Below are 14,348 nucleotides of genomic sequence, written 5' to 3'. Positions count from 1 at the left end.
TTCCTCTGTAAATGTTCAGGCTAGGGCCGCTTTTTTGGTGAGTTGCTGATCCAGTGACTGTAAAATTTCCTGTGAACGTAGTGACAGCAGGCTGAAAGAACCGGCATCACCATAACCATGTGACGATTCACACAGCCCGTTCAGGAACAACGGAGGCAGTTGTTCCTGCGCACTAGCAGACTTTAGGCTGTAATCCCGCTCTAATTTGAGAAATCCACCGTCGTTATTTTTCGCCAGCAGAGGATAAAGGTCGGTCATTAGCGGCGGACAAAGTTCGTCGTTTTCGCCGTTACCGAAATTACGGAACCCAGTAGCCAACACTATGCAATCAATATTATCGAGTGTGAGTTGTTCACCCGTATTCATTTCCCTAATTTGCAATTGGCAATGGTTTTCGTCCTCGCTGTAATTCAGGATTTCCTGGCAGGACCAAATTTTCACTGGCGTTTTGCCCTGCAATTTATCTTCATACATGCCCACGTAGAGCTGATGAATAACGTCTTTATCAGCGGAAGAGTAGTTAGTGAAATGTAGATGCTGGTTAAGACGTTTTTTCCCGCTTTCAGAAGCATTGAAATAGTAGTCTACGAACTCAGGGAAATAGATATGATCACTGAACGGACTAGTATCCTTCAGGCGAAAACCATAACCTCGCTGAATATTAATAATTTCCGCATTCGGATAGTTTTGGCGTAAATGCAGAATTATCTCTACCGCACTCTGACTTCCCCCTACCACAGCAATCCGGTTCAGCGGTTTCTTTTCGTTTAACTGGTTAAGCGTCTTTAAATAACGAGTCAGATGGAAAACGCGATGTGGATTTGCTTTTTCAAAAACTGTTGGAATCATTGGTGTTCGACCTGGAGCCACCACCACTGAACGGGAGAAGTACACCTCATTTTTATCAGTTTCAATTCGATAATATTTTTCATTATTATGATTAACAAGGGTCAGTTTTTTGACACTGCGACCATAGGCAGTCTGATGAGTGAAGAAACTCGCAACCCATCGAACATATTCGGCAAACTCGCGACGCAAAGGGAATTCCAGCCCCAGATTAAGGTGCTCAAACAGCCTGTTATTTTCAAATAAGAAATTGGTAAAGGTATAGCGACTGCGTGGGTTACGCGGCGTCACTAAATCACGGCAGGGGTTATTCTGAATATCGCTTCCCGACAGCAGCATTTCCGGCTGCCATTCGGTTTTGGTGTTGCGTTCAAGAAACAGACAGCGACCTCTAAATTGTGCTTCTTCCATCGCAATGGCCAGTGCAATATTGGCAGGTCCGAAGCCGATGCCAATAAAATCATACAGGTTCTTATTAAACGCTTCATTATCAATGGATACAGACATTTCCTTTCCCCATGGATTCAAAATTTACTGCGTGATTTCTTCTGTATTGCCGACATAATCCCAGCGTGATATCAGATCGCCGTTAAACGTTAAAATTTCGAAAATTTTACTTCTGTATGCTTTGCCATTTTCACGATTGATATAGCTGGCAATAACTTCAAGGCATACAGTACCCCCCTGAGTAAGGAGAATTTTTTTATCCAACTGGTAATCAGACAACATATGATAACGCGGTGAAAGAAATGACAGTAACGCCTCTTTTCCGTGAATGACGTCCAGCTGATTATATTTCACCACCACATCATCTGTAAAACAGGAGGCGATTAATGTTATATCAAGCGTGCGAAATTTATCGCGCACCACAGATACACGGTCGTAATATTCTGAATGCATAATTTTTATCTGAACATATCAGCCAATAACTAAAATTTCATATGTATCCGTACTATTATTTAAATAATACGGATTTTCAGTCTATATCCGGATCCTCAGCAACCGCAGGAAACCGGTGTGCCTTCTTTCCCCTCGATACCCTCAGTGGAATAACCATCGCGTTTCCACCAGTCCAGACCTCCCAACAATTCTTTTACCTGAAAACCCAGCGTCATCAGTTTCATCGCGGTTTTGGTAGAAGCATTACAACCAATACCATCACAGTAACAGATATATATTTTTGTTTTATCTAACTTTTCAGTGTTATTAAAACAGATTTCTTTGTGAGGCTGGTTGATAGCTCCCGGAATATGTTCCCTCTGGTACACCTCTTTACTGCGTCCATCGACCACAACTACATTTTCGCTGTTCTTTAATGCCAGATACAGATCCCATGAGTCTGTTTCATAAGCCAATTTTTTTTGATAATAAGATAACTGTTCAATCGCTGACATAATAACCTCATTGTTTACAGGGGATTTTGTGCTCAATATCCAAGGCCGCAGCAATCTGTTCAACGGCTTGGCGGGAACTGGCGAGTTTGCCGGCATACAGACAAAAGTCATGGGGCAATGCCGGATGATGATAATGTTGCAATGATGCTCCAGCTTGGCGGGCAAGCGCGGCGAAAGCGAGTCCTTCATCAGTCAGCACATCATATCCGGTGGTGTGCAAAACCACGGGTGGCAGCTTGCTGAAAGCATAATCTGATGCTAGCGGGTCAAACTGCTGCTGACGACACCAGGGAAGCCAGTGTTCGGCAAACCAACGTAGTATGGCGGCATCCAACAGATAACCTTCGCCATAACGCCGGAAAGAATCAAAATTGTGATGGCTCGCCAGCGCCGGATACAACAGATGAATCTGGGAAAAAGCCTGACTGAACGCTGAACCAGCAAACCAAAGCGTTAATAGGCCGCCTACGCTATCTCCCATCAGACAGGGAGCGGCGTCAACATGGTTAAGCTCGGTAGATAGCTGCTGTTCCAGATGGCCGACGAGCTCGGCCATTGGTGTTTCCGGCGCTTTTGGATAATCAAATGCGCGGATCTCCCGTCCACTGATATGCGCCAGGGTGCTTAAAAAGGCGCTGAATACCTCGGTAGAGTAATAAACCAGTCCACCACCATGCAGATAAAAAATCGGCTCAGCACTGCGCAATTTTTCGGGGATAAAGCGGCGCACATGGCCGGTTACCTCTATTTTCCCACTCAGCGGGGCCGATACGTTCGCTATCCAGCGCGCCACACGCTGACGACCATAATCGGTTTCATGTTGTGCTCCCTTACCGAAAAACAGTCGCCGGGCAGCCAGCAGATTGGCAAAATCCGTTGCCAGCGGAACTGTATTAATATTCATATACTTACCTCTGGAGTCAGGACAATCTGCAGTCCACGATGCGTAGCCAGCCAGAGTGAAAAGCTGGCAGGGTGACTCTCATGCTGTGCGTCAAAATTCAGCGCCCCCAGCAGGGTTTGTGCAGGAAAATCAGGATACTGGCTGGCAACCTGCAAGGCCGCCATCGTTTCCCAAAAATAGCATCCAGGCGTACCCCCCAGCGTTGGTGCCAAGCAGAAACAAGCGTGGAAGCTTTTTCGCCTGTGGGTTGCGGGGCTATCGCCGCTACATAAATCTGTCTTGAACCTAAGTCGATACCTCTGGCCAGCAGTGCGGGCACCAGTTCTGCAGAAAACGCATCATCCGCCAAGATCAGACGAGCACCTTCAGGAGAGTCGTGTGCCCAGTTGGCTGCCCGCTCCAACGCATACGAGAAACTACCGGCAAAAAAGGTAGTCGCAGCTTGTTGAGGGTCTTCTGCCGGTTTTATCGAGGCACTCAGCTGGTGCGCCACGCTTTTACCGTGTACCGAGCCATCATGCTCAATGGCCACGGCATCCTGCCCATGAGACGTTAGTAGCGGTAATAACCAGATGACATAATCCTCATCGTTATCACATAAACGCCAGGTGGTAGGATACGTGGTCAGATGTTTCGCGGTTGCCGCCGGTAAAAACAGTGGCAAATTATGCTGCGCATACAGCGGTGCCGCCGCTTCTGCGGCAGCCGAGGCAAAGTGCCCGACAATAGCATCTGGTGACCAAGCCACTATCTGCCGGGCGACTTCAGCGGCTCTCTGGGCATCGGCATTATCATCGAACAGTTTCAGCGTGACCTGTGGTGGCAACAGAAGTTCTTGTGCCAGCTCAATGGCACGCAGCCAGGTGGTGGTGTGGACGGACTTGTTTTCGTCCATACAGGCGACGCATGCCAGTCTGATCATTGCAGATACTCGAGAATCTGTTGGCTGAACTGACGTGCCGCATCAGGAATATATTTCGCCCCGCGCCCTGAAAAACCGCAGAACAGCGCCAGGTGGCGTTCGGCAATCAGTCTGGTCTGTGGTAGGAAGTCAGCAGTGTAACCATCATATCCATCCCAGCCATGACTGAGCTGTAACGGGATGCCTGGCAGCATCTGCTGTGCTAACTGCAAATTGGCCGAGTGTGCACTAATGCTCTGTGGCAATGCAGTGGGCGCAGCGGCATCATGCTGTGGCGCGCCGCCAGCGAAAACAAAGGAAGTTGATCCCGGGCGCATATAGCTGCCGCTGTATTCGTCGATCAGACAGGTTTGTGGTGCCTGGGCGTCCGTGCTGTAGAGGGTACTCAGCGGGATTGAGCGGCTGAACAGCGGGATTTCGGGGATCAGTGTGCGACTGTAGGCTCCCGCTGCCACCACTGCCAGTCGGGCACTCAATACCTGGTGCTCAGTATGAACATTGACTCCGCTGCGTTGCGATTCAACACGGTTCGCTTGGACACCTTCCAGCAGTTCCGTCCCCTGCTCCCGCGCCTGATGCGCCAGTAATTGACAAGCCAGACGGGGGTTAACGTATCCCCCCTGCGATTCATAAAGAATGCCCGCCTTTGGCGGGATATTCAGTTCCGGCATCAGTTTTTGTGCCTGCTGGCGGGAAATTAACTCAATGGGATACTCTGACGAAGAAAACTCCCGCAGTAGCACCTGCGCGCCCGGAATATGCTCCTCTCTGAGCAGGTAGATCACCCCACACCGACGGAAGATTCCTGGCCAGCGCTGATTCAGCCGCTGCCATTCACGTACCCCACCTACGTTATATTGCATCAGTGTGGGGTTGGGATCGTACACCCTCACAATGCCTCGCGAGCGCGCACTGGCACCACCACTACCGGGCTCTGCTGACTCCAGTAGCAGTGTGCGCAGACCCGACTGACTGATATTTTCAGCCAGCGCACTGCCAGCAAGACCGGCTCCGATAATAATGATATCCCAGTGGTTCACCATTATTGCTCAGCCTTTTCTTCCTGTGCCAGATAAGCACGTGCTCCCGCCTGATTCCACCAGATGGTAAAGAAGTGGAAGGATTGGTCGCTGTTGTTACGCACATAGTGATGGCTACCACGCGGGATAAAGACCTGGTCGCCTTGGGTAAACGTATACTCTTTGCCATCGATCACCACCAGAGCCTGACCCTGGATACCTAAAAAGAGCTCATCTTCATCATCTGGCTGGTTGATATGTGGCAGTGTTTCGGTGAACGGGCGAACGATGCAATAACCGGAACCAATCGGCGTATTCACATTTTCCCAGGGAAAAGTGCGAATGCCGTCCAGACCATATTCGTAATGTAGCACCTGCTGTGAGAAAAACTTGATATTAGCCAGTGCGATATGATCAGGCTGGCTGTCGGCGCTGGCAGCACTGAACATTGCCGCTAGGCCACAGAGATCGCCAACAGTTTTCAGCCCGTCGATTTCACTAACAAAATTTTCCAGTTCAACCTGATAATCTGTCGCCATAGCCAGCAACACATTAATGGTGGTTAGGGAATCAATTCCTAATGTGTACAGCTCAGTCTGTTCCTGCAGTTGCACTTCCTGCGGAAACGTTACCGTTGCCCGGATAACCTTTTCTACACGCGTTAAATAAGCCTGATGACTCACGCATCACCTCGATTCATTGGAGTAAAGCTGCCGCCCTGACGGCGGATGAAATAACGTGACTGTTGCTGGCTCGCCGCGTCAACCAACTGATCTAACAATATTTTTTCGTCAGTTTTGCCATTGGCGCTTAAATTGACCTCTTCTGCCCAGCCCCATAACGTTGGCAACATATAACGCGGTAACTCCGCCGCCAGCGAGGTTTCAATATTGGTCAGCTTGCTGCTTTCTTCGCCAGTAATGACCATAGCGATATGATCTTTGCCATCCAGTTGCACTTTGCGGATCGCAACGCGCTGCACACCACTGTTGGCTAGACATTTCTGGCGAATCTCGCCGAGGTGAATACGACGACCAGCAATTTTGACTTCATCATCGCGGCGGCCTACGTATAAAATATTGCCGTCCGCCTGACGCAGACAAATATCACCGGAGCGGTAATAACGCACGCCCTGATGTTCGAAAATGACTTTTTCCGTTTCCTGTGGCTGTCCCAGATAACCCTTCATCACCAGATCACCACCAATGCACAGCTCACCAGCGATATCGGTACCCTGCTGGATTTCCTGGTTTTCATCGAGGATCAGGCAGGAAACGTTCTGCAGGGGAACACCTATTGGCCAGCTTATCGTGCGCTGCTCGTCAGGTTGTTCAATTTCATAACAGCAACAGACAATGGTGGTCTCTGTCGGGCCATAGGCATTAATCAGGCGAACTGCTGGCAGGTTCTGTTTCCATAAATTGATGATTTTAGGATCGCAAACTTCAGCTCCGGTCATCACCATTTCCAGCGCTGGGAAATTCTCTGCCTGAATTTGTTTGCCATTTTCGGTAATCAGTGAGAGCAGTGTAGAAACGGCAATAAGATGGGTGATCTTTTCTCGAATGATGATACTACGCATAATGGCACCAGCATGGACGCTGGTAAATTGCCAGACAAAAGCCCCCAGTGACAGCGGCAGTAACGTGTCTTCAATGGAAACATCAAAATGAAACGGCGACAGGCTGAATACTCGGGAATCAGGGGTAAATTGCAACCATTGATTATGCGCAGCAAAATAGGTTTTCAGGCTGTTGGCACTGATTTCAACCCCTTTGGGTTCACCCGTTGAGCCTGAGGTAAAAATGATATAAGCCGTATCATCAGGCGCATGTTGATATAGGGATAATATTCCTGCAGTTGGTGCAGGCTGCTGGCACACCGTGAGTAGCGCCTCGCTACTTAGCCAGATCCCAATGTTATCCAGAGGAGGGTGAGAAATAGCCAGCACGACTGGCGCATCCAGCCGAGCAAGCAGTTTGCGGATACGTGCATGCGGTAACTGGTCGTCAAGGGGAACATAGACCGCTCCCAGTTTCCAGCAGGCCGCCACGATCACAGGCATAATGGCGCATTTTTCTGCCAATACAGGGACGCAGGTCGTCGGTTTCACCCCATTCTGAGACAGCCATAGCGCCAGATTGGTCGCCATATCATCCAGCTGTGCAAAGGTATAACTCTGTTTACCGTCGCTGATAGCCAGTTTTTGCGGATTATGCGATCTGCCGAACGCAAACAATTCGCCCAGTTGGTAATCTTTGGTTTGCACGGCATCGGCTTGATAAGCCCAACGAGGTAATGTTGTCATCGTAATATCCTGTCTTTTTATTTTTCAGCAAAAACCATCACCATGGCATTACACATGCCACAGGCGACTCCCCTGACGCAGTGTAAAGCGGATCTTGGTGAGGCTAGCCGCACCGATATGCTGATAAAAGCCAATACCGAGCTGGTTATCTGGCGGCGTTTGCCACTGAATTTCCGCGCACTGTTGCTGTTCAGCAAAATCAATTAAGGTGTTCATTAACTGCCGTCCGATACCCTGCCCGCGTAAATCTGCGGTTAAGTACAGGCAATCCATATAGACAAACTGTGCCGCCGACCAGGTGGAATAATCGATGGTGACTGATAAATAGCCATGCAGATCGTCGTTATCATCAGCCACTACCCAGATAAACAATCGGGCTGGCTGGCTGAACAGTGCTATCTGTAAGCGCTGCTGCTGGCCATTATCGCTATAGCTCATCTTCTCGTATTCGGCATGTTCAGCACACAAGGTAACCAGTTGGTCAAGATCGTCAGATCTGACTGGTCGAATATTTAAACCCACCCGCTGTACCCCTTTTGCAAATAACGTTGGACATTCCCGTCTTCGAGTTTTTCAGTGGTCATCACTTGCTCTATCCAGAAGTTACGCTCATAGAACATCACGGCCAATTCCCAGACACAGGCGATAATTTTTGTGCTCTCTAATGACTGTAAACGGTTTTCATTGTCGATAGTAAATACGCGATGACGCAGCATATTAGCGTCGCACCAGGTACTGATCAGCAAATAGTCACCGTCATCAGCGGCGTGAATAATGGCAAAGCCGATATGATGATCTCCGGGAAAATTCGCTTCATCCAACCCCTGCACCAGCCACTGACGCTGAAGTTCAGGTTCAGGAACCGGAGTTTCTACCTGCTTTTCGCTGGTGAGGTAATACATTTTCAGTTGCGCTTGCCCGATGGCTTGCGTGCCGAGAAAACTCACCGCACGCTCCTGATAATTAAGCGGGTTCATGAAGTGCCTTCGCATACTGCACGTCGAAGGGGAGTACAGAGAGTATCGTGTTTGCCAAATCGGGACACAAAGGCAGAAACAGTTCGGCCAGGTTCTGCCAAGCTTCAGGCGCTACAGACAGGACATCATCCGACTGAATAAACTCGGAAAAATCCAGCACGGCCCGTGCCATACCGGCAATCGAAAATGCCTCAAGAGAAGCTGCTTGCTGCCAGTCCAAGCAGGCTGAGTGGCTGCGTAAACGCAGCCGCTGTTCTGTGGTCAGGGTGATACTGGAATCGATGACCTGTTCAGCCTGTGTGACCAGCGGCAGGAAGATTTGGTGATACCAGTGCTGAAACTGTTCGCGGCTGAAGTTACTGACTGCGGTTTCAGGCGCGGTTAACGCGCTGAACAGGCGGATGGCATCAGAGGGATATTGCCCTGTCAGATCTTTGATCCAGACAGCGTGACCGCGGCTGGTAGAGAAATCTTCGCCATCCAGTTTAAGAAAGCGGTTAGTGATAAAGGTGCCCGGACAAGGCCCAGTTTGATCGGCCAGCAGCAAACTGCTGTAACCAACCGCATGGCTATAGGAACAATCAAAACCAAGCAAATGAACCAGCTCAGTATCGGGTGCCCACCACTCCGCAAACTCACCACGTTCAGGATGCGTTGCCAGATAACTCTCAACGCAGCTTCTGTAACCAGACAGCCCCAGAAACCAGGTATGCAGAGGATAATTATCCAGTGCAGCAACCGGCAAACCAGCATCACCCGGGCGGGTCAACGACCACTGTTCACACTCGTTGCTCAGCACGTCGTCAAGATAACCTGTCAGACACGGGCGCATCGGACGCTGCTGTAAAGCGGCTTTGACCGCTGGATAATTCTGACCAATCTTCCAGATATGTTGTTTTACTTGCACTGGCTGCATCGCTCCCTGACAGGACATACAGGTCATTGCGGTAATCTTTTCAATATCAGGTACACGGGCACAATGTTCACACTGGCTGGTGTCTGACGAGGTTCCACACCAGTTACACTGGGTTCTACCAAAGCCTTCGTAACCATACAGATTGCAGGCTGCACAGTAAAAAGTCTTATGTTCCTTAAGTTCGGTCTGCCCGGCGATCAGCTTCGCATAGTGTTCGCCTGAATGCTGATAAGCTGGCGTATCTGCAGCCTGTACAAAGGTATCAAAACGGATATTAACCAGCTCCAGAGACAGTTGCATTGCCTGACGCATCAGGCGGGCATACGCAAAAGGCTGTCTGTGTAACGCCTTGGTTTTTCTGGGTAAATAGCTTTGATAATCATCGCTATATGTCACAAATAGCACATCGTGCCCCAGCTGTTTGAGTCGCCGTTGCATCACGTCAGCGGCCAGAAAAGGTCCAGATAGGTGTCCCAGATGGAGATCGCCATTTGGCGTCGGAGGGGTTGCCGTAACGATAAACTTTGCCATGTTTATTACTTTTTTATAAAAACATGAGGAAAATTAATCATATTAGAGATTACATTTCAAATGACAATTTTTCACAATTACACAACAAAAAATAACCAATTGATTACAATGCTTTTTTTAAAAAAACATAAATGAGTACTTATTTCTAAGATTAAAGAAAAAATAGTTAAATACTCCAAATATAAATTTTTATATATTTTTTTATTCTGGTTTTTTTATGAAGCACCCAAGCTAAACAATTTTTAATAGCTAAGTAAAATGCTCGGATCGAGTTGATACAAAGAGCAAAAGATACATTTTTATGACACAACACAACCTAAAAAAACACTGACGTTAACTGAAGGGGCTAGGTCGCTTTTCGCAGAAAAGATAAATCAGTATCATTTTAATATAGCCAAAAACCAGCCCTGGGAACATATCCCGGAATTCGGGTCGTGACGCAGATTTAGTGGTAATGGTTGACTGTCAGATACCCGCCGATGATCTTGTCGTGCATCTCTTCTGACTTTGAGAAACAAATGGTCTTGCGGGTAAGCCGCTTAAGATGGGTCCGCAAGTTCAGATTATGTCGCTCTATCCGCTGGGTATATTTCTTGCTGATAACATGGCTGGTTGAGGACAATAACGTCCGGTATACCGGCCAAGCATCGTTCATGTAGAAGGCGATGCTAAACTGGCCCAACAAAACAAGAAGACGCTGGAGTGTCAGAGCATTTCTCGGGCCAAATACGTGGGCGATGACGCGCTTTCGGATACGGTCATAGGCATAAAACAGCCAGCGCTGGTTGCCTTTACAGCGGACATACGACCACTGCTCATCGGCTTCACAGCAGATAACGACTTCTGCCCCTGGCTCAACGTTTTGCGCTACCTGATGCGGTGTAAGTTTTTTAGATGACGGAGAACGGTGTTGAGACTTATCCGCAGTACCCTTGCCGTATCGCGGCATCCGGAGCCGTTCATCGCCATATCAACAATGGTTTGATGGGTATCGGGTTTAGCCCCATTGTAGCGGTAGTGGAGCTGAAAGGTCTTAAGACACTGGTTACAGCGATAGAGTTGCGCCCCTGAACTGGAATGACCGTTTCGGATAACCCCCTGAGTTTCAGAGCAACGGGGACAAACCACATCAATCTTTGCCATCAATCATCCAAAGGGCAAAGAATACAACAACACTAAATCTGCGTCACGACCCCATTTTCTCTTAGAAGGTAAGTTCCATTGTAAACTGTAAAAATTGTCCTATTCTCACTATCATTATTAACGGTAAAAACAGCATTCTTATCTATACAGTTTTTATCCGTTTTCATATCATCGAAGCACAACCTGTCATATTCATCTTCTTTATATCCTTCAGGAAAATTCCAGAAAGTGATACTGAAATTACCATAAGATGCTAGCTTTGGAATGTTATACTTTGCTTTTAACATCTCTTTATTTTCCAGCCACCAGTTTATTTTCCCTTTATCAGTGATAGGAAAACCTATTACCAAAACATCACTAAAATGATGTCTCTGATGAACGGCGACAATTTCTACCGGACGTAGTGGCAGCCAGAGGAAACATCCTAATAAAACGCTACTGGTCAGTAATAGCATACAGAGGATTTTTTTACTTTTTGCTTTCATTGTGCCCCCCAGTAATTTCTACTGTTGCTTCCATATTGCTCATGAATGGTTTATAGCCAAATTGATTGGATCGCTGGAGTAAAAACTAGATACGGAATATATTATAATTTCTAAATTTTATAATATCTTTGTTATCCAGTCCGAAATGATCCTGAACATTGTAATGGACAACAGCTCGATATCGATCGTTATCAATCCGTAACGATTTTATAGTAATATGTGTTGCGTATGTATCATGTACTGTAATACCCAATCCGTTTATACAATCTTGCGGTCGGTCAAATTTTGGCAGTCTACCACCGAGGATAGTTTCTGTTATATCAATCGTTTTCTCTGCCGGATACAAATTATTTTTCCAATCGATATTGTCTGTTAATACCCTTTTTATTCTCAGTAATGAACTATTTTCTGAAGTATCACTAAGGATTTGCTCTTTCAGTGCCCTATTTAATAACATGTCCCTAAATGGTGCACCGTTACCGTTTTGCATATGGTTGATCATCTTCCCCATAACGCTCTGATACGGGCCATACATAGAGAAAATCTGCGATGCTTTGCGAAATTCATCAAAAAGAATATTGGCGCATTCCTGCCGTGTTATCTTCTGATTACTTTCCAAATTTGTTTCAGCCTCAAAGCCATAACTATAAGCCCTAGGTTTTAGCTGCTTGAACAACGTAAAGGTGTACGGGTCAACCTTGCTGGACACCTGATTCAGTTTAAGATCTGTTTTTAACTGCGTTGCGCTGAGATCACCGTACCGCATGTCATCGGCAGCGTAATCATCCATGCGCTTTTGCGTTCTGAATACCGTACAGGGAAAACGTAACGCTTGCGGGATGGGTTGAGAGGTTTCTGACACGGCACATTCCTTTCGTTGTCAACGGGTTCTATGAGGCTGAGTATCACCATAATTCAAGTCACAGGAAGGCGGAAAGCATGTGGATGCAACTTGAAGCGTAACGAGTATATATGGCTCTGTCGCATTAGTGACATGAAGTTGGCAAAAGTTGCGTTGTCGGTTATTTAGGCAGCCAGCAAGTAGAATTGTTTCGCGGGTGACAATCCCTCACTTTGCGGGTGTTGATATTGCCCTTTTCTTATCATGTTGAGTAGTTCGATCGTCTGGGCCCGTCGAAACGATTTGAATCCAAGCATCGGGCGTATTCGGCGTTTGATGTTGCGGTGATCTTGTTCAACAAGATTATTCAGATACTTGTTCTGCCTGACAGTCATGGTTTCTTCTTCTGGTTTGTCGGCGTTGAGTGTAGTCAGCGCGGCCGTGTTGGCACCACTTTTATCAATGGTCACTATCTCAGGTCCGCCGTGGTTTCGAATGGCCTTGCGAAAGAAGCGTAATGCCGCTGCAGCATCCCGTTTGGCGGCCAGCAGAAAGTCGACGGTCTGACCCGCAGTATCAACTGCTCGGTACAGATATTTCCACTGGCCTTTGATTTTTATGTAGGTTTCATCCATTCGCCACCGCCGACCTACTGTGCGCTTGTGTCGGCGAAAAGCCTTATCCAGCAGCGGTACCAGGCGGATAACCCAACGGTGAAGAGTTGAATGGTCAACGACAATACCGCGCTCTGCCATTATCTCTTCCAGGTTGCGTAAACTCAGTGAGTAAGCCAAATACCAGCGGACACACTGAGCAATAATATCAACGGGATAATGTATGCGACTGAAGGCATTTCGGATCAGAGACATGAGTAGGTAACGTCAAAAAACAGCATGTTACCGAACAACGCCTTAATGCGACAGAGCCTTTTTCCTGATCGCTCAATGCGAGATCGAGTCACGGCCAATACAAATTAGAAATCATATTTATTTATTTCATTCAATATATCATTCTTACCTTTGTATTTTTCTCTGAGTTGCTTTTGTAACTTTTTAGCTTTACTGCAAGTAACATTCACTTCTTTTTCTATTTCTAACTTTCTTTCTTCAGGAAGGGTTGAATCCCATTCTCCAGAGAGATATTGACAATCATCTGCTACTTTTTCATAACTCTCAATATCATCTATTTTTATTGTTGTAGCATAAGAGCATCCAATAAGGAAAATGAAGGGTAATACAGCGATAAAATTTGTTTTTCTCATCTTATCTACCATCTGTTGACCAATGTGGTTTATCTTTTGAACCGCCATTATATTTTATGACGCCAAAACTTTTTTCAACTGCATGAAGTTCAATATTCATGCCATCCCTAGGTAGGCTTTTTATCGTTATAACTTTATCGTCTTTGTCTTTGATTTCTAAGTCACCGGTCCACGATATATCCATATCTATAGCATTACCTTCAATATGTCGCCTGGTTAATGCAGGAGCGACATTAAGGTTTATCATGCCATACGCACTCACCATACTTTTAGCTGCATTAGTACTTTTGCTAATGTCTACAGTTCCATCTGCTTTCTGATGAGCCCATTCTATGTTTACACCTGCTCTCGTTGGTATCTCATGAGGTTTTGCTAAACCTTTTGCTATTTTCCATGACCAATGCATAAGATAAGCCCTTTCTGGTGGCCTTAATGTCGCTGAAATCGTAACTTTAGCACCCGCATTCCTTAGAGCTAATAAAAACTCATCGATATTCTTTTTAAACAGCAGACTTAATGTGTTAGTAGAAGTACTGCCTTGGAAACGAGAAACCCACGCTACCCCACTTAGCTCTTTCATAGATAAAAAGTTACCCCTGAAGTATTTTATATCAGAAGATAGATAATGCTGCCTTCATCTATCAAATTTCAAATATTTTGGTTTTGTCTCATTAATAGTTTGTCGTGTAAAGCAGTAACCATTGTCACCAGAATGGTGATAACACATCATTACACCATGCGTTCCTTCGTAACAAGGGTTGCGGTAGGGATAGCCGTTACCGGCTACCCCCGCGCAGATCC

Annotated in this window: 15 protein-coding genes and 2 pseudogenes; all 17 read right to left on the bottom strand. The window is 46.7% G+C overall.

Annotated elements, in window-relative coordinates; genetic code table 11:
* Positions 1 to 15: 15 nt before the first annotated feature.
* Positions 16 to 1,353, bottom strand: coding sequence for a SidA/IucD/PvdA family monooxygenase (locus OK023_RS03565; RefSeq protein ID WP_317694873.1), 1,338 nt, complete (start codon positions 1,351 to 1,353; stop codon positions 16 to 18).
* A gap of 24 nt (positions 1,354 to 1,377) precedes the next feature.
* The gene (locus OK023_RS03560) at positions 1,378 to 1,746 is read right to left on the bottom strand and encodes a nuclear transport factor 2 family protein (protein WP_317694871.1); all 369 of its coding nucleotides are present in this window, start codon (positions 1,744 to 1,746) and stop codon (positions 1,378 to 1,380) included.
* Positions 1,747 to 1,841: 95 nt separating this feature from the next.
* Positions 1,842 to 2,240, bottom strand: coding sequence for a rhodanese-like domain-containing protein (locus OK023_RS03555; RefSeq protein ID WP_317694869.1), 399 nt, complete (start codon positions 2,238 to 2,240; stop codon positions 1,842 to 1,844).
* Between the two features lie 7 nt (positions 2,241 to 2,247).
* A complete protein-coding gene (locus OK023_RS03550) occupies positions 2,248 to 3,144 on the bottom strand; it encodes an alpha/beta hydrolase (RefSeq protein WP_317694867.1) in 897 nt (298 codons plus the stop codon).
* A pseudogene (locus tag OK023_RS03545) lies at positions 3,141 to 4,039 on the bottom strand (ABC transporter substrate-binding protein). The gene OK023_RS03550 and the pseudogene OK023_RS03545 overlap by 4 nt, the downstream one beginning before the upstream one ends.
* 23 nt (positions 4,040 to 4,062) lie before the next feature.
* Complete coding sequence (locus tag OK023_RS03540) at positions 4,063 to 5,109, bottom strand: FAD-dependent oxidoreductase (protein ID WP_317694865.1); 1,047 nt, start codon at positions 5,107 to 5,109, stop codon at positions 4,063 to 4,065.
* Entirely contained in the window at positions 5,109 to 5,768 is a 660-nt protein-coding gene (locus OK023_RS03535) for a cupin domain-containing protein (protein ID WP_317694863.1), read from the bottom strand. Before OK023_RS03535 ends, OK023_RS03540 begins: the two co-directional genes overlap by 1 nt.
* Entirely contained in the window at positions 5,765 to 7,393 is a 1,629-nt protein-coding gene (locus OK023_RS03530) for an amino acid adenylation domain-containing protein (protein ID WP_317694861.1), read from the bottom strand. The genes OK023_RS03535 and OK023_RS03530 overlap by 4 nt, the downstream gene beginning before the upstream one ends.
* A gap of 48 nt (positions 7,394 to 7,441) precedes the next feature.
* Complete coding sequence (locus OK023_RS03525; RefSeq protein ID WP_317694859.1) at positions 7,442 to 7,915, bottom strand: GNAT family N-acetyltransferase; 474 nt, start codon at positions 7,913 to 7,915, stop codon at positions 7,442 to 7,444.
* Positions 7,906 to 8,370, bottom strand: coding sequence for a hypothetical protein (locus OK023_RS03520; RefSeq protein ID WP_317694857.1), 465 nt, complete (start codon positions 8,368 to 8,370; stop codon positions 7,906 to 7,908). Before OK023_RS03520 ends, OK023_RS03525 begins: the two co-directional genes overlap by 10 nt.
* The gene (locus OK023_RS03515; protein ID WP_317694855.1) at positions 8,357 to 9,817 is read right to left on the bottom strand and encodes a methionine--tRNA ligase; all 1,461 of its coding nucleotides are present in this window, start codon (positions 9,815 to 9,817) and stop codon (positions 8,357 to 8,359) included. Before OK023_RS03515 ends, OK023_RS03520 begins: the two co-directional genes overlap by 14 nt.
* A 445-nt stretch (positions 9,818 to 10,262) precedes the next feature.
* A protein-coding gene (locus OK023_RS03510) for an IS1 family transposase (protein ID WP_317694853.1) occupies positions 10,263 to 10,960 on the bottom strand; the annotation gives its coding sequence in 2 pieces (ribosomal slippage) (positions 10,263 to 10,702 and positions 10,702 to 10,960; 699 coding nt in all).
* Between the two features lie 32 nt (positions 10,961 to 10,992).
* Positions 10,993 to 11,445, bottom strand: coding sequence for a DUF943 family protein (locus OK023_RS03505; protein WP_317694851.1), 453 nt, complete (start codon positions 11,443 to 11,445; stop codon positions 10,993 to 10,995).
* A pseudogene (locus tag OK023_RS03500) lies at positions 11,429 to 12,307 on the bottom strand (YPO3983 family protein). The gene OK023_RS03505 and the pseudogene OK023_RS03500 overlap by 17 nt, the downstream one beginning before the upstream one ends.
* Positions 12,308 to 12,471: 164 nt before the next feature.
* Complete coding sequence (locus OK023_RS03495; RefSeq protein ID WP_317694849.1) at positions 12,472 to 13,155, bottom strand: IS6 family transposase; 684 nt, start codon at positions 13,153 to 13,155, stop codon at positions 12,472 to 12,474.
* A 104-nt stretch (positions 13,156 to 13,259) separates the two neighbouring features.
* On the bottom strand, positions 13,260 to 13,595 hold the full coding sequence (locus tag OK023_RS03490; protein WP_317694847.1) for a hypothetical protein: 336 nt from the start codon (positions 13,593 to 13,595) through the stop codon (positions 13,260 to 13,262).
* A complete protein-coding gene (locus OK023_RS03485; RefSeq protein ID WP_317694845.1) occupies positions 13,549 to 14,127 on the bottom strand; it encodes a peptidoglycan-binding domain-containing protein in 579 nt (192 codons plus the stop codon). Before OK023_RS03485 ends, OK023_RS03490 begins: the two co-directional genes overlap by 47 nt.
* Between the last annotated feature and the right edge of the window lie 221 nt (positions 14,128 to 14,348).

It is taken from the genome of Serratia sp. UGAL515B_01 (genome assembly GCF_033095805.1).
In the GTDB taxonomy this organism is placed as follows: domain Bacteria; phylum Pseudomonadota; class Gammaproteobacteria; order Enterobacterales; family Enterobacteriaceae; genus Chania.
The sequence above is the reverse complement of the archived record's forward strand: the minus strand, read 5'-3'. Positions and strand labels throughout refer to the sequence as shown.